Annotated in this window: 16 protein-coding genes; 8 read left to right on the top strand and 8 right to left on the bottom strand. The window is 58.0% G+C overall.

The window, feature by feature from the left end:
* Positions 1-89 precede the first annotated feature (89 nt).
* Together AC3IUF_RS07880 and AC3IUF_RS07875 are read left to right on the top strand one after the other, a co-directional pair.
* Entirely contained in the window at positions 90-401 is a 312-nt protein-coding gene (locus AC3IUF_RS07880) for an Mpo1-like protein (RefSeq protein ID WP_414916104.1), read from the top strand.
* Positions 402-415: 14 nt separating this feature from the next.
* Positions 416-1,006 (top strand): HD domain-containing protein, encoded by a 591-nt coding sequence (locus tag AC3IUF_RS07875; protein ID WP_095114453.1) that lies wholly within the window; start codon positions 416-418, stop codon positions 1,004-1,006.
* A 77-nt stretch (positions 1,007-1,083) separates the two neighbouring features.
* Here AC3IUF_RS07875 and AC3IUF_RS07870 read toward each other — a convergent pair whose 3' ends face one another.
* Positions 1,084-1,899 (bottom strand): UDP-2,3-diacylglucosamine diphosphatase, encoded by an 816-nt coding sequence (locus AC3IUF_RS07870; RefSeq protein WP_007919701.1) that lies wholly within the window; start codon positions 1,897-1,899, stop codon positions 1,084-1,086.
* A gap of 135 nt (positions 1,900-2,034) precedes the next feature.
* Between AC3IUF_RS07870 and AC3IUF_RS07865 the strand changes: the two genes are divergently transcribed.
* On the top strand, positions 2,035-2,799 hold the full coding sequence (locus AC3IUF_RS07865) for an AraC family transcriptional regulator (protein ID WP_123376278.1): 765 nt from the start codon (positions 2,035-2,037) through the stop codon (positions 2,797-2,799).
* Positions 2,800-3,082: 283 nt separating this feature from the next.
* Entirely contained in the window at positions 3,083-3,976 is an 894-nt protein-coding gene (locus AC3IUF_RS07860; protein ID WP_007919705.1) for a DMT family transporter, read from the top strand.
* On the opposite strand, the gene AC3IUF_RS07855 is transcribed toward AC3IUF_RS07860, so the two are convergent.
* A complete protein-coding gene (locus AC3IUF_RS07855; RefSeq protein ID WP_095114447.1) occupies positions 3,970-4,257 on the bottom strand; it encodes an Rdx family protein in 288 nt (95 codons plus the stop codon). The genes AC3IUF_RS07860 and AC3IUF_RS07855 overlap by 7 nt on opposite strands.
* Positions 4,258-4,328: 71 nt before the next feature.
* On the opposite strand from AC3IUF_RS07855, the gene AC3IUF_RS07850 reads away from it, so the two are divergent.
* The gene (locus AC3IUF_RS07850) at positions 4,329-6,530 is read left to right on the top strand and encodes a patatin-like phospholipase family protein (RefSeq protein ID WP_007919709.1); all 2,202 of its coding nucleotides are present in this window, start codon (positions 4,329-4,331) and stop codon (positions 6,528-6,530) included.
* A 123-nt stretch (positions 6,531-6,653) separates the two neighbouring features.
* Here the strand turns inward: AC3IUF_RS07850 and AC3IUF_RS07845 are convergent, their stop codons facing one another.
* From AC3IUF_RS07845 to recQ, 3 genes are all read right to left on the bottom strand, one after another.
* Positions 6,654-8,414 (bottom strand): motility hub landmark protein FimV, encoded by a 1,761-nt coding sequence (locus tag AC3IUF_RS07845; RefSeq protein WP_489280843.1) that lies wholly within the window; start codon positions 8,412-8,414, stop codon positions 6,654-6,656.
* A 127-nt stretch (positions 8,415-8,541) separates the two neighbouring features.
* Positions 8,542-8,976, bottom strand: coding sequence for a MarR family transcriptional regulator (locus tag AC3IUF_RS07840; protein ID WP_007919713.1), 435 nt, complete (start codon positions 8,974-8,976; stop codon positions 8,542-8,544).
* Positions 8,977-9,289: 313 nt separating this feature from the next.
* Complete coding sequence (recQ, locus tag AC3IUF_RS07835) at positions 9,290-11,419, bottom strand: DNA helicase RecQ (protein ID WP_489280842.1); 2,130 nt, start codon at positions 11,417-11,419, stop codon at positions 9,290-9,292.
* A gap of 376 nt (positions 11,420-11,795) precedes the next feature.
* Here recQ and AC3IUF_RS07830 point away from each other — a divergent pair, with 376 nt between their 5' ends.
* The 3 genes from AC3IUF_RS07830 (at position 11,796) to AC3IUF_RS07820 (ending at position 15,119) form a co-directional block, all read left to right on the top strand.
* Positions 11,796-12,383: a UPF0149 family protein gene (locus AC3IUF_RS07830; protein WP_007919726.1), complete on the top strand. Its 588-nt coding sequence runs from the start codon at positions 11,796-11,798 to the stop codon at positions 12,381-12,383.
* Between the two features lie 10 nt (positions 12,384-12,393).
* On the top strand, positions 12,394-12,789 hold the full coding sequence (locus AC3IUF_RS07825) for a YbaN family protein (protein ID WP_123376282.1): 396 nt from the start codon (positions 12,394-12,396) through the stop codon (positions 12,787-12,789).
* A 281-nt stretch (positions 12,790-13,070) separates the two neighbouring features.
* Positions 13,071-15,119: an immunoglobulin-like domain-containing protein gene (locus AC3IUF_RS07820; RefSeq protein ID WP_489280841.1), complete on the top strand. Its 2,049-nt coding sequence runs from the start codon at positions 13,071-13,073 to the stop codon at positions 15,117-15,119.
* 60 nt (positions 15,120-15,179) lie between these two features.
* Here AC3IUF_RS07820 and AC3IUF_RS07815 read toward each other — a convergent pair whose 3' ends face one another.
* From AC3IUF_RS07815 to AC3IUF_RS07805, 3 genes are all read right to left on the bottom strand, one after another.
* A complete protein-coding gene (locus AC3IUF_RS07815; protein ID WP_414916099.1) occupies positions 15,180-17,468 on the bottom strand; it encodes an autotransporter outer membrane beta-barrel domain-containing protein in 2,289 nt (762 codons plus the stop codon).
* A gap of 182 nt (positions 17,469-17,650) precedes the next feature.
* Entirely contained in the window at positions 17,651-19,591 is a 1,941-nt protein-coding gene (locus AC3IUF_RS07810) for a hypothetical protein (RefSeq protein WP_489280840.1), read from the bottom strand.
* Between the two features lie 150 nt (positions 19,592-19,741).
* A complete protein-coding gene (locus AC3IUF_RS07805) occupies positions 19,742-21,655 on the bottom strand; it encodes a hypothetical protein (protein WP_489280839.1) in 1,914 nt (637 codons plus the stop codon).
* Between the last annotated feature and the right edge of the window lie 21 nt (positions 21,656-21,676).

The following is a 21,676-nucleotide window of genomic DNA, read 5'->3' as shown; positions in this document are numbered from 1 at the left end:
ACTGGCCCACGCCAATGATCACTCTAGACTCAAATAAGCTACCCGCAGAACAACTCGTCGCCAGAACAATAACCACAGAGAACGCGGTCGTGGAAAACATCAAGCATTTCAACAGCTTCGCTGAGTTCTATCCGTACTACCTCAGCGAACACAGCAACAGCACCTGCCGGCGCCTGCATTTCATCGGCACCACGCTAGTGATTTTCATTCTGGCGATGACCATCGCCAAGGGCGCGTGGCTTCTGCTATTGGCGGTGCCGCTGGCCGGTTACAGCTTCGCCTGGGTCGGGCACTTCTTCTTTGAAAAGAACCGGCCGGCGACTTTCCAGCATCCGCTGTACAGCCTGTTCGGCGACTTCGTCATGTACCGCGACATGATTCTGGGTCGCGTGGCGTTCTGAATGAGGGTCAGCCAATGAATGCCAATGCCCGCTTCACTCATATGAAGGACGGTACGCAGGAAGACTGGGCGATCATCGCCGCCGACTTCAGTGCCTACGCCAAGCGACTGCCTTCGCGAATCCTGACTCACCTGAAACTGCTCGAAGGCGACTTCGGTGGTTTCCCGGTGGATCGTCTGACTCACTCACTGCAAACCGCCACCCGCGCCTTTCGTGACGGGCGCGACGAGGAGTATGTGGTTTGCGCGTTGTTGCATGACATCGGCGACACCTTGGGTTCCTACAACCATCCAGACATTGCCGCAGCGATCCTCAAGCCGTTCGTCAGTGCCGAAAATTTGTGGATGGTCGAGAAGCATGGGGTATTTCAGGGTTACTACTTCTTTCATCATCTGGGCATGGATCGGCATCTGCGCGAGCAGTTCGCCGGTCATCCGCAGTATCAAGCGACTGCCGAGTTCTGTGCCAAATACGATGCGGCGGCGTTTGATCCTGACTATGACACGCTGCCGTTGAGCTTCTTTGAGCCGATGATGGAACGGTTGTTTGCGCAGCCGAAGAACTCGATTTACAAGGCGGCAATGGAAGAACACACCACGGCCTAAGATCAAAAGATCGCAGCCTTCGGCAGCTCCTGCACAGGTCACATGCAGGAGCTGCCGAAGGCTGCGATCTTTGCTTTTCAGGCGAGTTCGGCGACTTTGGCCGCTTTCAGCTCCGCCTCGCGCGCCTGCGCGTCCGCCAGCCGATACAGCTCGATCGTGCCGTCCCAATGCTCGATCAGCGCCGTGCACGACTCCACCCAATCGCCGCAATTGAGGTAATCCACCTCCCCCACCTTGCGGATCTCGGCGTGGTGAATGTGCCCGCACACCACGCCATGCAACTCGCGCTTCACGCATTCATGGGCGATGGCTTCTTCAAAGTCGCTGATGAAACTCACCGCGGTTTTCACCTTGTGTTTCAGGTACGCCGACAGCGACCAGTAACCGTAGCCATAGCGCGCACGCCAATGGTTGAGCCAGCGATTGAGGGTAAGGGTGAATTCGTAGGCCGAGTCGCCGAGGAAGGCCAGCCAGCGGTGATAACGGGTGATCACATCGAACTGATCGCCGTGAATCACCAATAGATGCCGCCCGTCTGCGGTGACATGCACCGCCTCGTCAACCAACTGGATATTGCCCAGTATCAGCTTCGAATACCGACGCAGGAATTCGTCGTGGTTGCCGGTGACGTAGATCACCTCGGTGCCGCGCTTGCTCATGGTCAGCAAACGCCGGATCACGTTGGTATGCGCTTGCGGCCAGTACATGCCGCCGCGCAGTTTCCAGCCGTCAATGATGTCGCCGACCAAATAAATCTTGTCGGCATGGTAGCCCTTGAGAAATTGCGACAAGTGCTCGGCCTGGCAATCCCGCGTGCCCAAGTGCACGTCGGAGATCCACAGGGTGCGCACGCGTTGTTTGCGACTGGGTCTGGCGAGCTCGGCGCTGGTCATGGGCAACCCTCTGCGATGTTTTCGCCACTTTGCGCCTGCCCGGTTAATCGACCATGACAAGCGTGAGTCAGTCCTGTGACAACGCATCCGGTGTGCGCCGGTGTAGACTGGCGACCACTTCGGAGACAACCTGCCATGCGACCGATCCTCACCCTGCGTCAGTACACCCACGATTTGATCGTCCACAGCCACGACCACGCGCAATTGGTGTTCGGGCTGTCCGGTGCGCTGGATTTCGAGGTCGAGGGTTGTGGCAGTCAGGTGCGTCAGCAGAGTTTTGTAGTTATCCCTTCCGGCGCTCATCATGCCTGCGGCAGTCCCAATGGTAGCCGCTGTCTGGTACTGGATATCCCGGACGGCCAATGGCTGACGGATTCACTGGGCGAGCATGCCGACGCCAGCCATCGTCTGCTCGATCAACCGGCGCGCTTGTCGCTGGATTCGGGGCAAAGTCAGTTGGTCAGCTGGCTGGCAAACAGTCCGGTCAGCGATCCATTGATTGCCCAGCAAGGCGCGGTGTTGCTGCTGGCCAGCCTGAATCACGCGCAACCTGCGGAACACGCCATTCGCCGCCTGCCCTATGCCGCGCTGGATGCGCACATCGAGCAATACGCCGCGTATCCGCTGCAAGTCGCCGATCTGGCACGGGTGGCAGGATTGTCCAGCGCGCGTCTGCATGCGCGTTTCATGGCCGAATGCGGGCAGACGCCGATGGATTACATCCGCAGTCGGCGCCTGCATCTGGCCGTGCAAATGCTCCGCGACACAGCCCTGCCGATCGGCGAAGTTGCCAGTCGCGTCGGCTACAGCTCGCAAAGTGCTTTCTCGGCTGCTGTCCTACGTGAGTTCGGTGCATCACCCGGCCAGCTTCGGCGCGATTCCTGCGACAAAAGACGATAGCCTGCCGACAGACTTACTGAGCTCTACACGCTTAAATGTAGGAGCTGCCGAAGGCTGCGATCTTTGATCGTTCCCACGCTCCGCGTGGGAATGCAGCCCGTGACGCTCCGCGTCACTGGACGCAGAGCGTCCCTAGAGGCGTTACCACGCAGAGCGTGGGAACGATCAAAAGCAAGATCAAAAGATCGCAGCCTTCGGCAGCTCCTACAGTAAATGATCATTCCCACGCTGCTGCGTGGGAACAATCAATAGTTGAGATTGTGTTTGAGATAGAAGGATTGCAATGACTCCGCGTACCGCCCTCGGCGCTCTGCATATCGGTGCTTTGATGTTTGGCCTGACGGGTGTGTTCGGCAAACTCGCTGCCGCCTCCCCCGCTGTGATCGTGTTCGGTCGCGCGGCTTTCGCCGTTGTCGCCTTGGCGTTCTTCGCCCGCTTCGCCAGCCAGAGCGGCTGGCAGAAACTTCAGGCCGTGGATTGGCGGCGTCTGGCCCTCAGCGGCGTGTTGCTGGCCGGGCACTGGGTGAGTTTCTTCCTGTCTGTGAAGATCGCCGGTGTCGCCATCGCGACGTTGGGTTTTGCCAGTTTCCCGGCCTTCACGGTGATTCTCGAAGGACTGATCTTTCGCGAACGCATCCGCGCCAATGAAATACTGCTGGTGGTGTTGGTCAGCATCGGCCTGATTCTGGTGACCCCGGCCTTCGATCTCGGCAGCGGCGCGACCATTGGCTTGCTCTGGTCGGTGCTTTCGGGGCTGCTGTTTTCCCTGCTGTCGCTGACCAACCGCGCCAGCTCCGGGCGGATTCCGGCGGTGCAAGCGGCGCTGTGCCAAAACGTCGTGGTCGCGCTGTGTCTACTACCAGTTGCAGCACCGCAACTGAGCGAAGTGCGCGCACTCGACTGGCTGTGGATTGCGCTGCTCGGGGTGTTCTGTACCGGCGTCGCACACAGCCTGTTTGTGGCCAGTCTGGCGGTGATCAAGGCGCGCACGGCGGCGGTGGTGTTTGCCATGGAGCCGGTCTACGGCATCACCGTCGCCTGGTTGCTGTTCAATGAAAACCCGACGCCGAAGATGTTGCTCGGCGGCGCGCTGATCATTGTCGCCATTGTGGTTTCGGCGCGGATGTCAGGCCATGCCGACAAGAAAGCTGTCGCCGCCGAGGCCGCGTCTCACTGAGTGCGGTCGTTGTGACCGAGGTCGCGGTCAGGATCGATCTGATCGCGAACCCGCTGCTTCAAGATTTTAGCCTCGGGAAAACCGCCGTCAGCCTTGCGTTCCCAGATCTGCACGCCGGCGCAGCTGATGTGAAACACCCCGCCGGTGCCGGGCACCAGGGACACTTTGCCGAGGTCGTCAGCAAAGGTGCTGAGCAGTTCCTGCGCCAGCCACGCGGCGCGCAGCAGCCACTGGCATTGGGTGCAATAGGTGATGACAACTTCTGCTTTTGCGACAGTCATGTTCGCTGAAACTCCTGAGACAGAGGGCGCCGCTATAATAGCCGGCTTTATCGCTTGCCCCGAGACTCACAATGCGCCGTCTGCTGTTCTGCCTGCTGCTTGGTTTCCTCCCTTTGTTCGCTCACGCCGGCGTCGATGCCAGTGACGCGACGCGACCGAAAGTCGGCCTCGTGCTGTCCGGCGGCGCGGCGCGCGGGCTGGCGCACATCGGCGTGCTTAAGGCGCTGGAGGAGCAAGGCATCAAGATCGATGCGATCGCCGGCACCAGCATGGGCGCGGTGGTTGGCGGGCTGTACGCCTCGGGTTACAAGATCGATGAGCTGGAAAAACTCGCGCTGAACATCGACTGGCAAGCCGCGCTGTCCGACGCGCCGCCGCGCGAAGATGTGCCGTTTCGGCGTAAACAGGATGACCGCGACTTTCTGGTCAAACAGAAACTCAGCTTTCGTGACGACGGCAGCCTTGGCTTGCCACTGGGTGTGATTCAGGGCCAAAACCTCTCGTTGCTGCTGGAAAGCCTGTTGGCCCACACCAGCGACACCCGGAATTTCGACAAACTGCCGATTCCGTTCCGCGCTGTCGCCACCGACATCTCCAACGGCGAAAAAGTGGTGTTCCGCAAAGGTCATCTGCCCCAGGTGATCCGCGCCAGCATGTCGATCCCGGCGGTGTTCGCCCCGGTCGAACTCGACGGCCGGCTGCTGGTGGACGGCGGCATGACCGACAACATCCCGCTGGATGTCGCGCGGGAAATGGGCGTTGACGTGGCCATCGTCGTCGACATCGGTACACCGCTGCGCAACCGCAAGCAACTGACCACCGTGGTCGATGTGTTGAACCAGTCGATCACCCTGATGACCCGCAGTAACTCCGAAGAACAACTGGCCGCGCTGAAATCCTCCGATGTGCTGATCCAGCCCGCGCTGGCAGCGTTCGGTGTCACTGATTTCGGCAAGGCTCAGGAGATGATCGATGCCGGTTATCGCGCCACGCGAATCCTCGATGCGCGCCTCGCCGTCCTCAAACCCAAAGAATCCCAGGACGCCGAACTCAACGCCGCACGTTCGCCGGGTCAACGCACACCAATCATCACGGGCATCCGCGTCGAGAACGACTCGAAAGTAGACGACGATGTGATCCGCTACTACATACGCCAGCACATTGGCGAGCCGCTGGATCTGGCCCGATTGCACTCGGACATGGGCACTTTGTACGGCCTCGACTACTTCGAACAAGTGCAGTACCGCGTGGTGCACAAGGGCGAGGATCACACACTGGTGATCAGCGCTCGGGGCAAGCGCAGCGGCACCGATTACTTGCGGGTCGGCCTCAATCTGTCGGACGACATGCGCGGCGACAGCGCCTTCAATCTCGGCGCCAGCTATCGCATCAACGGTATCAACCGCCTCGGCGCGGAATGGCTGACCCGCGCGCAGATTGGCGACAAACAAGAGCTGTACACCGAGTTCTATCAACCGCTGGACGTCGGCTCGCGTTACTTCGTCGCACCGTACGCCTCGTTCGAGGCGCAGAACGTTGAAGCGGTGCTCGACAACGATCCGATCGCGCAGTATCGCGTCGAGCGCTACGGTTTCGGCCTCAACTTCGGCCGACAGATCGGCAACAACGGCGAAGTGCGTTTCGGTGTCGGCGAGGCTTGGGGCAAGGCCGATGTGCGGATTGGCGATCAGGATCTGCCGAGTGAAAACTTCAACGAAGGCTTCTACGCGCTGAAGTATTCCTACGATTCGCTGGATAACGTCTACTTCCCTCATGAAGGCAAGGACGTCAGTCTGACGCTGATGCAGTTCGAACCGGGCCTGGGTTCGGATACGCGCTACCGACAGTGGGAATTCAAACTCGACAAAGCCATGAGCCGTGGCCCGGATACGCTGATTCTCGGTGGTCGTTACGGGCGTACGCTGGACGATGCCAACGTGGTCACGTCAAGCTTCCTGCTTGGCGGTGCGCGGCAGTTGTCGGGGTTCAGAGAAGACGCGATTTCCGGGCAGAACGTCAGCCTGATGCGCGCGGTGTACTATCGCCGGCTGACGCCGCGCTCGTATCTGCCACTGGACTTCCCGCTGTATGCCGGCGCCTCGCTGGAGCGTGGACGGGCGTGGAACAACGACAATGAGTTCGACAGCGGCTATATCAACGCGGCCAGCGTGTTCATCGGTTTTGACACGCCGCTGGGGCCGTTGAATTTCAGTTATGGGTTAAATGATGCGAATGAGCAGGCGGTTTATCTGAACCTTGGGCAGACCTTCTGATCAGGTCGCCTGACAATCCGCCTTCGCGAGCAGGCTCGCTCCCACAGGGGAACGCATTCCAATGCAGGAGTGAGCCTGCTCGAGAAGGCGGTATCAGCTCAACCGCAAATCGGATCGGAGGCTTCAGCGAATTCCCGCCAGCAACGTCCGCGCCGTTTGCTTCAAAGGTTCATCGCCCTCTTTGAGCAATTCATTGAGCAACGCAATCGCACTGTCGATGTCACCGTCATCAATGCACGTCTGCGCCTGTTCGAGTTTGCCGGAGCTGGTGTCGTGTACCAGTTCCGGCTCCTGCAAATCCAAAGGTTGCAACGCCAGTGACGGCTCGGCATCAGCAAACTCATTGAGAAAATCCTCATCCAGCGGCCCGGCTTCCGATTCAGGGATCCACTCGAGTTCGGCCTCTTCGCTGGGCTCGGGCAATTCAAAGTCCTGAGGCAGAACCTGCAGACCGGAGCCGAGCGCCGAGGTGTCTGCTGCAGGTTCAGCGGTGGCCGGGCGACTGTCTTCCAGATCCCAACTGGAATCCATCGACAGCTCGCCCAGATTCAGTTCGAAATCATCTTCAGGCGCCGGTTGGGCAGCGGCAATCGGGGCCGCTGCAACAATCGGCGGTACCACGGCCAACGGTGCTGCACCCACCAGTTTCGGGTGCCGCGCGCGAACATCCTGCAACGTCCGGGCATCCACACCCAGCTCATGCAAATGACTTTCCTGTTGTTCATACGCGGCGCTGTCACCCTGACGTCCCAGCACTTCTAGCAACTGCAAACCGATATCAGTGCGCGCAGGCTCCTTGTGCAAGGCGTCGCGCAACAGCCCGGCGGCTTCGCCCAATCGGCCATAAGCCAGATAGATCCCCACCGCCTCCAGCACATCACCAGCGGCGGGTTCTTCGCGGTGTTGGTCTGATGTGTGAACTCTGACCGACTCGGTGTTCTCGGCCTCCGCCGCCTCCGGCTCATTGCCTTGCGGCAACAGTGGCAGCGGCTCGGCAACCTGCCGCTGTTGTTGCCGCCGACGGTGCACAAACAACCCGGCCAATGCGCCCAGCAACAGCAACAGGCCGCCGAGCAATGACCAGTTCAAACTGTCATCGCTGGATTCGACCGGTGCAACGACTGGCGCAGGAGCAGGTGCCGGGGTCACCACAGTCGGGGGCGGCGATTTCTGCAACTCGACCAGACGTGTTTGCAAGTCACTGATCTGCTTCTTGCCGTCGGCAATCTGCACATCCTGTGTCTGCAGTTTTGCGTTCAATTCGTCGACGGTCTTCTGCAGTTGCTGATTCAGCAACACATTGGCGGCCAACTGCTCGGCCAGTGCATCGCTGGCAGGCGTGGGTGCTGGCACGGTATCGCGCTTGGCTTGAGGTGCCTGTGGCGCTGCCACGACAGGCTCGACAGTGGGAAACGCGGAGGATTGCGCACGTAAATCCGGCTCATCGGTGGCCGGCACGATACCCGGCGAACCCGGTGGATCGATCAACACGGTGTACTCACGCAGCAACCGGCCGTTGGGTTGATCGAGCTGCACGAGGAAATTCAGAAAGGGTTCGTTGACCGGTTTGCTGGACGTCACCCGGATCATCTGGCGATTGCCATGCAGGATCGGGATGAACTTGAGGTCGTTGAGGAAGAACACCCGCTCGACCCCGGCCTCGGCGAATTCATCCGCCGTGGCCAGGCGCGCGGCCAAATCGTTTGGCGTCAGCCCGCCGACATCGACCAAGGCAATGTCGGCCTTGAGCGGCTGATTGAGGCCTGAATGGACGGTGATATCACCCAGCCCCAAGGCCATCGACCAGGCCGAATAACTCAATACACCAGCGACCAGCAGCCATTTGGCGCCGCCGCGCAGTACCACGTGCCGACTTGCGAGCATGAGCATCCCTTAAATAAGCAAAACCGACTTCTATGCGTTCGCACATCCGGTACGAACACGATATTGCCCAGTAGTTCTTATAGTCGGCGCAGCGCGATCTCTCAAAGATACGGCACGTGGATGTGCCTCAAGATTTTTCCAGGTTGGCCAGAATGTGCCCGTGAACCCGCATGCACACCTTCAAATCCGCCTCGTCGACGCCTTCGAACAACTCATGACGCAACTGTGTGGCAATGGTTTCGATTTGCTCGATCAGCGGCAGGGCCGGTGCGCAGAGGACGATTTTTTTCGCCCGGCGGTCTTCCATTACAGACTGGCGTTGCACCAGGCCCTGGCTCTCCAGACTATCGAGCAAGCGCGCGAGGGTCGGCCCTTCGACGCCGACACTCTGCGCCAGCTCCCGCTGGGTCGGTGCTTCTTCAAAACGCGCCAGATGCAGCAGCACCAGCCAGCGCGCCTGGGACAACCCCAGCCCGGCGAGGCGTCGATCCAGTTCGGCACGCCAGCCACGGGACATCTGGGCCAGTTGCATGCCAAAGCGGTGTTGATCGGTTAACGGCATAAAACACTCACGGTTAGACTGAAAATAAAGAATTTCTAATTATTAGCCAGCTAAGCATGAGCTGCAGTTATAGGCAAGTGGCGGTCTGTACTGAATCGTTACATCTTGAAGCCCCTCACCCAAGCCCTCTCCCAGAGGGAGAGGGGACTGAATGGGGGATATTTGGGAATTACGCCGACGTGGCAGATCGGCGCTGAATCCATAATCGACTCGGTCATTCAGGTCGATGTATGGCGCAAGACGCCTCGGTCGGCCCCCTCTCCCTTTGGGAGAGGGCTGGGCGGGCGGCGTTCCGATGAGGGGGACGGCCAAATTACATTTCGAATTCCGATTGCAGCGCAGCCCGCACGCAATACAGCACGCCTTCCGGCACACGCCCGGCAAACAGCTCGGCCACCTCGGCGACCGACGGCAGTTCGCCTTCTCCATCAAGGAACGCGTCCTGCACTTCGCCCATCAATTCTTCAGGCAAATCCAGCGCCTGTTCCAGCGACAACTGCTGCTTGCCGATCGCCTCGGCGAGCATGGTGTAGACGTTCTTCTCCGAGCACTGCAACTGACCGGCGATTTGCATCGGGGTCATGCCGGCGCGTGCCAGGGTGATCAGTTCGTGGCGCACGTCGGCCACCGCTTTCGGCGCCTCGACCTCGCCGCCGAGCACTTCTAGGAAGGCATCGCCATAGCGTTCCAGCTTGCGCGCGCCGACCCCGCTGACCCGGGCCATTTCCGCCAGCGAAGTCGGTTGCCTGCGGAGCATTTCCAGCAACGTCGAATCGGGGAAGATGACGTACGGTGGCACGCCATGTTCTTCGGCCAGTTTGCGCCGCAGCGCGCGCAGGGCTTCCCACTGTTCGCGCTCTTCGCCGCGCACCAGTTGGCTGGCCGGGCTCTTGCTGGCGGTTTTGGCGGTGACCTGCGGCTTGAGATCGCGGCGCAACTCCAGCGTGACTTCACCCTTGAGCAATGGCCGGCAACTGTCATTCAGACGCAGACCGCCATAACCTTCGTGATCGACGTCTGCCAGACCGCGCGCGACCAATTGGCGGAACAGCGAGCGCCACTCGCTCTCGCTCAGTGCCTTGCCGACGCCGTACACCGACAGATGCTGATGGCCAAAACTGCGGACTTTTTCGTTGTCCTTGCCCAGCAGCACGTCGACCAGATGACCGACGCCATAACGCTGGCCTGTGCGGAAAATCGCCGACAATGCCTGACGTGCGGGCTCGGTGGCATCCCAGGTCTGCACGCCATCGACGCAGTTGTCGCAATGCCCGCAAGGCTCGGGCATGTCTTCATCAAAGTACGCCAGCAGGGTCTGGCGACGGCAGCGGGTTTCTTCACACAGCGACAGCATCGCGTCGAGCTTGTGTTGCTCGAGACGCTTGTGCCGCTCGTCGCCTTCGGAGTTTTGCAGCATCTGCTTGAGCATCACCACGTCTTGCAGACCGTAGGCCATCCAAGCATCCGCCGGCAGGCCGTCACGGCCGCCGCGACCGGTTTCCTGGTAATACGCTTCAAGGGATTTCGGCAGATCGAGGTGCGCGACAAAACGTACGTTGGGCTTGTCGATGCCCATGCCGAACGCCACGGTGGCAACCATGATCAGGCCTTCCTCATTGAGGAAGCGCTTCTGGTTGAAGGCACGTAGCTCATTGGGCAAACCGGCGTGATACGGCAGCGCCGGGAAGCCCTGCTCGCTCAGGAACGCCGCGACTTCCTCGACTTTCTTGCGCGACAGGCAATAGACGATGCCGGCATCGCTGCGCCGCTCGGCGAGGAACGCCAGCAACTGCTTGCGCGGCTGCTCTTTGGGGACGATGCGGTAAAAAATGTTCGGGCGGTCGAAGCTCGACAGGAAGCGCTCGGCATTTTGCAGGTGCAGGCGGGTGACGATTTCTTCGCGGGTACGCTTGTCGGCAGTGGCCGTCAGGGCGATGCGCGGTACGTCAGGGAACATCTCGGCCAATTGGCCCAGTTGCAGGTATTCCGGACGGAAGTCGTGGCCCCACTGCGACACGCAGTGCGCTTCATCGATGGCGAACAACGCGATGTTCAGGCTCTGCAGGAATGAGAGCATGCGCGGCTGTACCAGACGCTCTGGCGCCAGGTAGAGCATCTTCACTTCGCCACGTTTGATTCGCGCGGCGAGGTCGCGCTGCTGTTCGGCGCTCAGTGTCGAGTTCAAGGCAGCGGCGGCCACGCCCAGCTCTTCGAGGGTGGCAACCTGATCGTCCATCAGTGCGATCAGCGGCGATACCACCACCGCCAGGCCCTCGCGCAGCAGCGCCGGCACCTGGAAGCACAGCGACTTGCCGCCACCGGTAGGCATCAGTACCAGCGCATCACCGCCACTGGCCACGCGCTCAATGATTGCACCCTGACGGCCACGGAAACTGTCGTAGCCGAAGATGTCCTTGAGGACGCGCTGAGCCTGTTCGAGCATAAAAACTCCAAAAATCTACCGATACATCCCTGCTCAGGCTGGTTCAGAACAGCCACGGCTGCTTAAACAAAACGTAAGAGCGCATTGCATGACAGCCGCAATGCGGCAGGGATCGCAAAACGCGGCAGTATACCCGAGCCCTTCCCTGCACAGGGCGACACCCGTCGATACAATCGCTGATACCTGTGTAGGTGCTGCCGAAGGCTGCGATCTTTTGATTTGCTTTTAATAAAGACAAGATCAAAAGATCGCAGCCTTCGGCAGCTCCCACAGGGTGTATGCAGGGTATGGCAGGTCAAATCTGCCATGCGGCTGGCTTGAGCGCGCAAGAAAGCCTAGAATTCCCGCATTGTTTATTCCCCAAGGTAGCCCCGTAATGTCCTTCGCTGAGCAACTGACCCGCCTGCAAGTCTTCCTCGACGCCGACGAGCTGCATGACGAGGCGCTGGATTACGTGGCCGCTCACGGCTACCTGACCGCGCTGTCTATCTGCGCCGAAGACGTACCGGAGCGTGAGTGGATCGACGCCCTGTTCGCTGAAGAGCCGCATTACAGCAGCGACGCCCAGCGCGAAGAGATCGAAGCCACCCTGATCGGTCTCAAAGCCCACATCGCCCGTCAACTGGCTTCGGATGAAGAATTCGAATTGCCATGCGAACTGGATCTGGGCGAAGAGCCGGACGATTCCGAACTGCGCGGCTGGTGCATCGGTTTCATGGAAGGCGTGTTCCTGCGTGAAGCGGCCTGGTTTGAAACCGCCGAAGAAGAAGTCAGCGAAATGTTGCTGCCGATCATGGTCGGTTCGGGCCTGTTCGACGAACAGCCAGAATTCGAAGACATCGCCAAGGACGCCAACCTGATGGACGACATGATCGTGCAAATTCCGGAAGCCCTGACCGCGCTGTACCTGCTGTGCCAGGCGCCCGACGAAAAACCGGCGATCCTCAAGCCACGTCACCACTAAGATCCGGCCTATGGACAATCCCATAGGCAACCGCCCCCTGATGTTGCGCTACTTCCTGCTGGCCGTCGGCTGGCTCAGCGTGGCATTGGGGGTGATCGGGATTTTCCTGCCCGTCCTGCCCACCACCCCTTTCCTTCTGCTCGCCGCGGCCTGTTTCGCGCGCAGCTCTGCGCGTTTCTATCAATGGCTGGTCGAGCATCCACGACTCGGGCCATGGATCCGCGATTACCTCGATGGCAACGGCATTCCGCTCAAGGGCAAGGTCTACGCGATCGGGCTGATGTGGGCGAGTATTCTGTTTTCGTGCTATCTGGTGCCACTGCCGTGGGCGCGGGGGTTCATGTTGACCAGCGCGGTGTTGGTGACGGTTTACATTTTGCGGCAGAAAACGCTGTACAAACCTTGAGTCGTCGGTAAATGCCTGGCTAAAAACAGCGTCCCGTCGAAACCGTTCATCTGAAAGCTTTGCATACCTGTCAGATCTGACAGGTGCGCTAACCCATCAATACAGGTTCAAATCACTCCATCACCCGACCGGAGTGCCTTCCTGTGTTCGTCAACTACCTCAAGCCGGAATCCCCGCTAATCCCCGCTAATCCCCGCTAATTCCCACTGATTCCCACTGAGTGAGAACTGCACCGGTCGTCATCAAAAAGCGCCTGAATGCTCTTCAAGAGGACTTGCCTGATGCCTTCTCACAAGCGTTTCCGCTTCCCTCCCCTGACGGAAGGCAACAATCCACTGACGGTGCTGCGTCCCCTGCTGATTCCGGGGATGGTCGAGCCGGTGCAAGTGACGGATTCACGGGGCCCGGTGGCAGAGGACGGCAAAACCCGCGACGAAAAAGTCACCGTCACCGGCACGGCCACGCGCGGCGAAACGGTCGAGCTGTTCGATGGAACGACGACATCGATGGGTACGGCGCTAGTGGGCGCCGACAGCACCTGGAGCCGCGAGATCGGCCCATTGACCGAGAAGTCTTACCGCATCAGCGCCAAGGCTCTTTATGGCGCCGACCCGGTGTCCAGCGAGCCGCGAACATTCACCGTGAAATTCGCCCAGACCCCGGAAATTCTTGCGGTCAGCGATTCACGGGGGGACGTCGCCCAAGGGGCAACCACCTATGACAACAGTGTGCTGGTGGCAGGCAGCGCGACGCCAAACCTGCAGATCAAATTGCTGGAAAACAAACAGTCGCTCATTACCCTTGATGTCGACGATAAAGGTGACTGGAACCACCGCATCAACGATCTGAAAGTTCGCTCCTACAGCCTCACTGCCGAGGCGTTGTACGAGATTGACTCTGCGACCAGTCCGCCGCGGGATTTCGTCGTGGCGCAAGCGGTCACGCCGACGATCTCTCGCGTGAATGACCTGCGCGGTGAAGTCGCCGCCAATGGCACGACCTACTACCGGACCGTCAACCTCACGGGTAAGGCCAGTCCAAACGAAAAGATCATTCTGCTCAATGCCGGTGCGAACGTCGAAACGGTGGATGTCAACGGCAGCGGCGATTGGCAACATGTTTTCAGCAGCCTGAACCTGACCACTTACCGCCTGACCGCGCGAGGCGATTACGGCAGTAACCCGGAGTCCAGCCCTCCCCGGGTCTTTACAGTTGCAGCCTTTGTTTCACCGACGATTACCGCGGTCACCGACTCGGTCGGTACGGTGGGACCGAATGAAACGACCTATGAGACTGCAGTGACCGTCAAAGGTGAAGCCACCCCGCGCGAGCAGATTCAGCTGTACGACAATGGCGCCCCCGTCGGTACGCCGGTCAGCGTCAATGCCGATAAACAATGGACAACGTCTGTCACCGGTCTGGCCATCCGCTCCCACAGTCTGACGGCCAAGGCCATGTATGACGCGGTTCCGGTAGAGAGCCCGGCGAGAAACTTCAACGTCGCCGCCCACATCGCGCCGACGCTGACGTCTGTGCATGACGGCATCAGTGAAATAGGCAATGGCGGGCAAACCAAAAGCGCCACGGTGACCCTGCGCGGTACAGTCACACCGAATCGTCAGGTCCAGATTTACGACAACAACAGCCCAAGGCACACGGTGACTGCCGTGGGCAGCGCCTGGAACACTACCTTGTCGGTGGGTTTGGGCGGGCATTCGCTGAGAGTAAAAGCGTTGAGTACCGGGCAGGATTCAAATACGCGGACCTTCACTGTGATCTCACCGATTCCGCCGTTGAATTTCAACACGGGCAGCGTGACATTGAGTGGCAGGTGTTACCTCATACCTAACTGGGCTGCATATCCAAACTTCGGTCCTGGCACATATGTACAGCACACGGCAAGCGGCGGAGTTCCTCCCTATCGTTACACGTCGAGTAACAACAACGTCGCCGCGGTAGACGGTTCAGGGTTGGTGACTGTCAGAGGTAATGGGCTCTCAACGATCACTGTCATCGACAACGCAAGCCAATCAAAGAGTTACAACGTTCATGTCACAGGAGTGAAATTCGTTTGGGGGCTGGACGGTGGAAGCTGGAACACGATCAGAGACAGGGCAGCAGCCCGAGGAAAGCGATTGCCATCAATGGGTGAGTTGCGGGAAATCCATAACGCTTGGGGTGGTCGTTGGCCGATGGGTGACTATTGGTACTGGTCCGCTGACTCCGCAGGTGGCTGGCCAGCTCGGTACTGGTTAAAAAACCTGGTCAATGGCGCAGAAGGGCACGTCCAGTACTACGGATCTGCCTTGGGAGTTTGCATTGACCCTTAGGGATGAAAAACGCCCCGCAAATCGTGGGACGCCTTCACTTGGGGTCATCCCGATGGCTCTTTACCAAAAATACCGTAACCCCAGATTCACCCCGTAAGGCTGCTCAATATGCTCCCCTTTGGCATAGTCCAGATCAGCATGCACCTGCCACCGCTCGGACATCGCCACAGCCACCCCCGCCCCAAACTCGGCCCGGGAGCCGGACAAGTCATTGTTGAACACGTTGTTGTTGACCTTCACTTCGTTGTTGGAAGCGAACTCATGAGCAACCGCCGCACGCACATAAGGCTGGGCGACTGCGCCGTTCCCGAAACCGAAGTTGCGTCCGACCGTGGCCCCGGCCTTGCCGAGCAGTGAGCGCATACGATCACCGTCGGCGTCCATGTCGTTGTCCAGCGTGTAGTGTTTGCCCTGGATCTGCACCGCCGACAGTTGCGCGAACGGTTCGACGAAGTAGTCGTTGGCCAGTTTGATATGCCGACCGAACTCGGCAGAACCGCCTACCCCCCAGTTGTCGTAATCACCTTTGGTGCGGCTGCCGTCGCTCAGGTTGACCTTCGACTCGTTGCGAAAGCGGTTGAACTTGAGCACGCCGTCAAAGTAGTAACCGGTATCACTGTCGAGCCAGGTGAGATAAGGCCCGACGTAGTAACTTTTCACCGTACCCGAAGTACCGCGATTCAGATCCAGATCGGACTCACTCGTGCCGGCGAGCACCCCGACCAGCACCTGGCTTTCGCCCAGTCGAGCGTCGGCGCCAAGGGACAAACCCTGTTGCGTCTGCTGATAGCCCACGCCCGAGCCATCGGCAACGTTGTACTTGTTGCCGTAGGTGCGGATCCAGCCGCCGGCCTGGCCACCGTTGAAACGCAATTCGCCCATGCGGCTGCGCAACGAACTCAACTCGCCGTACCACACGGTCGGAGCTGTGTTGAACAAGGCCAGTACCGAGCGCGCGCCGGGGCTGATGACTTCGGTGGTCGGGTCGAGAAACCACTCCTTCGCTCCCCCCTCGATTTCCCGACTGGCCAGGCTGTAAGACCATGTGCCGACATCAACCCGTTGATCGCCGGCCAAGGCAAAATTCGCACCGTCGAGGGTGCCGGTACGCACCAGCGTCAACGCCTGCGGTGAAGCGGCGTCCAGGCCAGAGGCCGCAACCGCCAGCGCAAAGTCCCCCGCCGAAGCACCGATGACATTGAGAAAATCATGCTCACCGCTGGCGAAATCGCCCTTCATTGCAAAGGTCCCATTGCCGGAAAGTGAGCCGACATTGAGCGTGTAATACATACCGGGAGCGCCCTGGGCGCCAAAGGTGACGGTGCCACCGTTCATGCCCAGTGCACCGATCGAATCGTTGCCGGTGAGTGTCCAGTTGGAGTTGCTGTTGACGTTCACGCTGTCGACATTGTCGAGGCGCCCGGTGAATTGTGAGAGGTTGTCCAGCGTGACAGTAGCGGTAGAGCTGCCATCGACCAGCACGTCCCCGGTTATTCTCCCTTGGTCGAAAACGAGATTGGCCGTGCTGTTATCCGCCACGCTGATGTTGCCATTCAGCGTGCTGTCGGCAACGGTCATGCTGGCGGTGGATGAGCCTTGAACATCCAGTAATCTGCCGTTGCCAGCGAGAACGCTGGAACCGTTGGAGACGACTATCGTGGCCTGAGTCCCGCGATCCACCAGAATCGCAGAACCGCTGACACCTTGCACCGTCGAGTTATCCAGCGACAAGGTAGGACCGCCCACGTTGGCAGCGTCATTGACCATCCGCACACCTGTCGCTTGACCGGTGATGGTCGTGCGCGCGGAAGCACTCACCTCGCCACCAAGGATATTTACACCTATGCCATCGCTGGCCGCGCCCATGATTTGCGTATTGCTCAATGACAGGGAACTCAGCCCTGTGACCTGTGACCCAATCAGTTGTCCACTGACCTGGCTATTGGAGACCGTCACCTTGGATCCGCCAGCCGCGACACTGGAACGGTTGACCGCCAGCCCGATTTCATCACTGGTCACGGTCGTTTGATCAATGGTTGCCTGACTGCTGGTCACTGTTACCCCATCACCACCGTTGTTACCGACGATGGTGGCGCCATTGAGGTTTAACAACGATCCGGACTGCGCCGTGATCGATCGGGTATTGGCGCCGGACGCGTTCAATACGCCATTGTTGCGCACCAGATAGTCGGTAGACGCAGCCGATGAATCGATATCCAGCGTGGTGTTATCGACGATAGTTGCCGAATGTGCAAAACCTGCGAAAAAAAAAACGGCCGGTAGGCAGAGCGATACTCCGAACCTGCCTGTTGGAAAAACGCGAACGTGTGATACATCCAACATGTTCATGATTGATTCACCTCAAAATAATTACAGGCCAAAGCAGCTCCGTAGCGTTAGCGGGCGTACATTAACGTTACCTACTCCCTGAAAATGTAGGAAAAGTCCTCAATACACATTAGAAAAGTCCTAGCGCCTGGTAATCCTTATAAGAAAAAGGGAGGCATTTAATGCCTCCCAGACTTCGAATATCAGATATCACACACTGATCCATCACCCTTTTTCATGTGCACCCTGACAAGGTGTCGCTGAGCTTGCACCGGGCGTCCGTCAATCATTGCCGTGTAAGTTATATCGCCCCACGCACTCTCCGTTGCCAAAATTTTCTGATAGGGAATTTTCACGATAAACCCGGCATTCGCTTCCTGTAACGATGGCGTATATGTGACCTTTTCTTCAGTACCAGGTTTTTTATTAGTACCTGCCGAATCGGTATAACCCTGATAGATAAATTCCAGTGTCTGATCGGCCAACTGCGGTTCACCAGGAGAAATCAGCACTTCTGCACATTTGACCAGTACCGGATCTGATCGCAGGGAGCCACAGTTGAACCAGTCTGTGAAGTCCGGATCAAGATGCTGAAATTTGATTTCAGGAACAACACCGGGCCGAATATTCACATCGACATCTCGGGGCAGTGAGCGGACCTCATTATCATTGATATCAGGGTTGGTAATTTTATAGGTGACTGGCAGCGGGTTACCGTTGCCGCCCGCGTCCACAACTTCCCAAAGAACATCGAACGTCAAATTCCCGGTTTCCGTACCGTTCAGTTCTATAACGCCACCTTGCGCCTGCGTGACCTCGACGCCTTTCCATATCAGCGTCATGATGTCTCCATCTTTGACACCAGCAAAAACAGCTACAGTTACACCGACATTACCAACCGAGTCGGCAGCCGTCAGAATGTTCTGGCCATTACCACCCGTACCTTGCACAGTTACCAGAGCCAGATTGGGATCCGGGTTTTCTCCACCGTCACCGTCTCCAGGCCGGCGCAGATCGACATCGACATCTTTTGCAGGCGCCGGTGTTCCCAATGGGTAGCGCAAGGTATGGCGTTTGATCCGATAACTGACGGCTACCGTTTTTTCATCCAGGTCGCCGTTGAATACATCCCGGTAAGGAATGTTCACATAGAAGGGAAAAGTATTGATTGTCTGCGCAGGTTGCACGATACCGTCATATGTCACTTCCAGCTGATCGATACCCTCCAGGTAGTTTGTGTACTCAGCCAGAATACCGACCCCCAGTGGCGCCTGAGCATCAGCCAGATCCACCAGTTTTGGAGCTGCGTCGTCATCAAAGAGCGGAATGCTGGGTTCCAGAAGCCCTTCGGGTGGGTCGGTCAGAGTGACATTAAGCTCGGTGTAATATTGTGGTGTATTGCGGTTCCCCTTGCGGTCGCTGAGGTAATAAAAAACCGATCTTAAACCTTCCTCGGTACCGACCAGCGCGGGAGTCAATTCAAACGTGATCGCAGCTGTGGGGTCCGTTATGGTCAACTCGCCGACCAGCGTCGGGGTTGGCAAACTAGAGCCAAAATAGCACTCAACAAAGTCACCGAGCTTTTTACTCCCATAGTTCGGAATGGTGATCAATACAAAACCGTTATCATCGAGGTATTTTTTTGTAATACCATCTCTTTCCACTTCGGGGGGAACAGTCGCCTTGCCGAAAGCTATCGGTGCTGTTGTATCAATATTGATTTCAAGGGGTGTTACATCAGACGGATTACCACCGAAGTTCAACACATAACTCAGCTCATGAGGCCCCGGGGCCGATGTATAGCCTTCAGGCAAAACAAGATCAAATTCGGTAGTACTTGCATCAACGGGGGTAGTGAAAGGTACTCGAGTAGAACGTATATTGGTGCCGTCCCACATTAGTTCAAGAAATCCTTGAACACCGTTTGGATCATCCGCCTCAGCAAATCGCGGGATTTGTACCTTCAGAGGAAACCCTTGAAAGCTTGAATGCAGTTGGTTGGGACTATCATCCGTTTCATCATCCAGCAACGGATTATCCGGATGAAGTGTCGGTGGTAGGGCTGCAGCTTTCGGACTGCGAAAACGAACACCAAAAAAACGTTCGCGATTCTGCGCCGGTGTCAACGAGTGAAAACTTGTCATCTTTTATCATCCTCTCAGCAACTTGATTGACTGACACAGGGCAAACAGCCGCTTTGCCAGAGTTTTTACACAATGACTGCATGGGTTAAACAGAATTTAAATAGAACCTGAAACCAACTTCGACCAATACAGCGCCAGCACTTCTACAACTTACTCTTCACAAAGATCGTTATCAGGACCACACACTTCACCACTCGGCAACGTTCGATTGATGATGACAAACTCGGGTTTTGAATTGCCGATGCCACCGTTGGCTTTTCTCAGGTGATAACTACACAGCGCCGAGCCATTGTTTACCATTGGCGAAATCAGACGCTCGTAATCACTGACATGCACATCAAAACCTTCACGAGCCTGACTGGCAGTGAGTTTTGTCTCGAATGTGTCGTAGATTCCGTCAATCGGACTGGTCCCATTCGGACCAAAACACCCCTGCCAGGACAATTCGACGATATCGTCTTCATCAAAGAAAGCATTGCCGTTGATATGTACCCAGACACCTTCCCACAACCTGGGTTTGGCGCAGCAGTGAAGTGCTCCATCACGGTTGGCGTGGGGAAACGTCGGTTCCGGCATGTTCTCGATCACGATGATCGCCACTTCAACGGCCGTCACATCAGCCTGCTGCAGATTCACACCATTACTGGTGGTGTACCACGTCAGCAGCGAGGGATTTACTTTGTCCTGTTCGATTGCCTCCCAAGGAATGAGGAACCTGATCGGCTTACCGGCGACGTCACCGGATTCAACCTCGTACTCGGCGACTGGTGTGCCAATTGCGCCCCAATAGAGGAAGAGCTTTTCACCTGGCACCGGAGTGTCATAAAGGGCCAGATGTGCTTCGGCCGCCTCGCCGTAATCTACGGTTAACAGCTTGTTCCGTTGTTTCGATATGGCACCGTAAACTTCCAGCCGGGCCAATGTGGTATTCAACAAGGCCGGGGCGTTGGCATGATCCTGCCCGGCGACTGTCAGATTCACCAGCACTCGCGTTTCGGCAGATGGCAAGGTCGGTGTGCCGCCACGCAGAATGCGGTAGCTCACTCGAACGTCCAATGGCCCTGGCCCATCTGCCATCAAGGTCAGCCATGGCACGGTAGCGACTTGCGGAAACTTGCCAGGATCGACGTCAAGCGCGGCCAGATCATGCCCGTTCCACTGGATCAGGACCCCGTCGGAAGGATCCGGGTTCTCATACGTATCAATTTCGACAGTGACAGCCCGCTGATTCACCGCGCCTTCACGCGCATGTTGACGGTCAATCAAGCCGCGGGCTGACAACGGCACTCTCGGCGGTTTGAGAATGCCCGGAGCCGGATTCAAATTGACAAAAACCGCCAAAAGCGTTGAGCGCGGCCCGCGATTTCCCGCCCAGTCACGGAGCCGATAGTAAACGTAGCGTTGCCCGGGACCACGTCCACGAATATCTGCCTCATACATCGTGATGATCAGACGCTTCTGGTCGATGTCTTGCTGGCTGAACGCTTGCTCACGAATTTCGGTTTCCGAATCCGGTGGATCCGGGTTGTCTGTCCAGTAATAGATCGCACGATCCCTGGCTTTGACGTCGACATACAGCGGTACCTGGAACCGGACTTCGCCATACCGGGAGAGGTAGTCATCAGTGATATCGCCTGTGACATCCAGCATGATCAGACGATCGGGTTCCTGATTATCGTTCGGCGGCGATCTATCGACGGTGACTCGCTTAATCGCCGAGTCCAACGGGTTGCCACCGTAGTTGACTCTGTACGACAGGGAATAAGTGCCGGGATCCAGCTTGTCTCGCGGGACGATAAGCGTCTTCTCTCCGGGGGAATCGAACTCCTGACGAAAGACCTCGGTGAACAGACCGCCTGCCAGTACCCAACTGACAATTACGATGTAAGGGATGGGATCAGTAAAAGGAGTGCTCCAGTCAGGAACGATAACCGTCAGGTCATCTGCCAAAGCGGCACGCGGCAGCAGCCCGTCGAGACTCTCCTTTCCCTCTTCGTCCTTGAGGATGGCAGGTACGCTTGGCACCTCAAGCAGCTCATCATTCCTGTGTTCAGAGCGTGTCATTGAACGAACTCCCTCGCATCA

It is taken from the genome of Pseudomonas sp. KH_040 (assembly GCF_057839305.1).
Note: the sequence above shows the minus strand (reverse complement) of the source record. Positions and strands in the feature narration are given on the sequence as shown.

Coding starts and splice junctions, on each gene's coding strand:
- AC3IUF_RS07825 (WP_123376282.1), top strand. CDS start 12,394: ATGGACAATCCCATAGGCAACCGCCCCCTGATGTTGCGCTACTTCCTG.
- AC3IUF_RS07865 (WP_123376278.1), top strand. CDS start 2,035: ATGCGACCGATCCTCACCCTGCGTCAGTACACCCACGATTTGATCGTC.
- AC3IUF_RS07860 (WP_007919705.1), top strand. CDS start 3,083: ATGACTCCGCGTACCGCCCTCGGCGCTCTGCATATCGGTGCTTTGATG.
- AC3IUF_RS07805 (WP_489280839.1), bottom strand. CDS start 21,655: ATGACACGCTCTGAACACAGGAATGATGAGCTGCTTGAGGTGCCAAGC.
- AC3IUF_RS07855 (WP_095114447.1), bottom strand. CDS start 4,257: ATGACTGTCGCAAAAGCAGAAGTTGTCATCACCTATTGCACCCAATGC.
- AC3IUF_RS07870 (WP_007919701.1), bottom strand. CDS start 1,899: ATGACCAGCGCCGAGCTCGCCAGACCCAGTCGCAAACAACGCGTGCGC.
- recQ (WP_489280842.1), bottom strand. CDS start 11,419: ATGCTCGAACAGGCTCAGCGCGTCCTCAAGGACATCTTCGGCTACGAC.
- AC3IUF_RS07815 (WP_414916099.1), bottom strand. CDS start 17,468: ATGAACATGTTGGATGTATCACACGTTCGCGTTTTTCCAACAGGCAGG.
- AC3IUF_RS07810 (WP_489280840.1), bottom strand. CDS start 19,591: ATGACAAGTTTTCACTCGTTGACACCGGCGCAGAATCGCGAACGTTTT.
- AC3IUF_RS07840 (WP_007919713.1), bottom strand. CDS start 8,976: ATGCCGTTAACCGATCAACACCGCTTTGGCATGCAACTGGCCCAGATG.
- AC3IUF_RS07875 (WP_095114453.1), top strand. CDS start 416: ATGAATGCCAATGCCCGCTTCACTCATATGAAGGACGGTACGCAGGAA.
- AC3IUF_RS07850 (WP_007919709.1), top strand. CDS start 4,329: ATGCGCCGTCTGCTGTTCTGCCTGCTGCTTGGTTTCCTCCCTTTGTTC.
- AC3IUF_RS07845 (WP_489280843.1), bottom strand. CDS start 8,414: ATGCTCGCAAGTCGGCACGTGGTACTGCGCGGCGGCGCCAAATGGCTG.
- AC3IUF_RS07830 (WP_007919726.1), top strand. CDS start 11,796: ATGTCCTTCGCTGAGCAACTGACCCGCCTGCAAGTCTTCCTCGACGCC.
- AC3IUF_RS07820 (WP_489280841.1), top strand. CDS start 13,071: ATGCCTTCTCACAAGCGTTTCCGCTTCCCTCCCCTGACGGAAGGCAAC.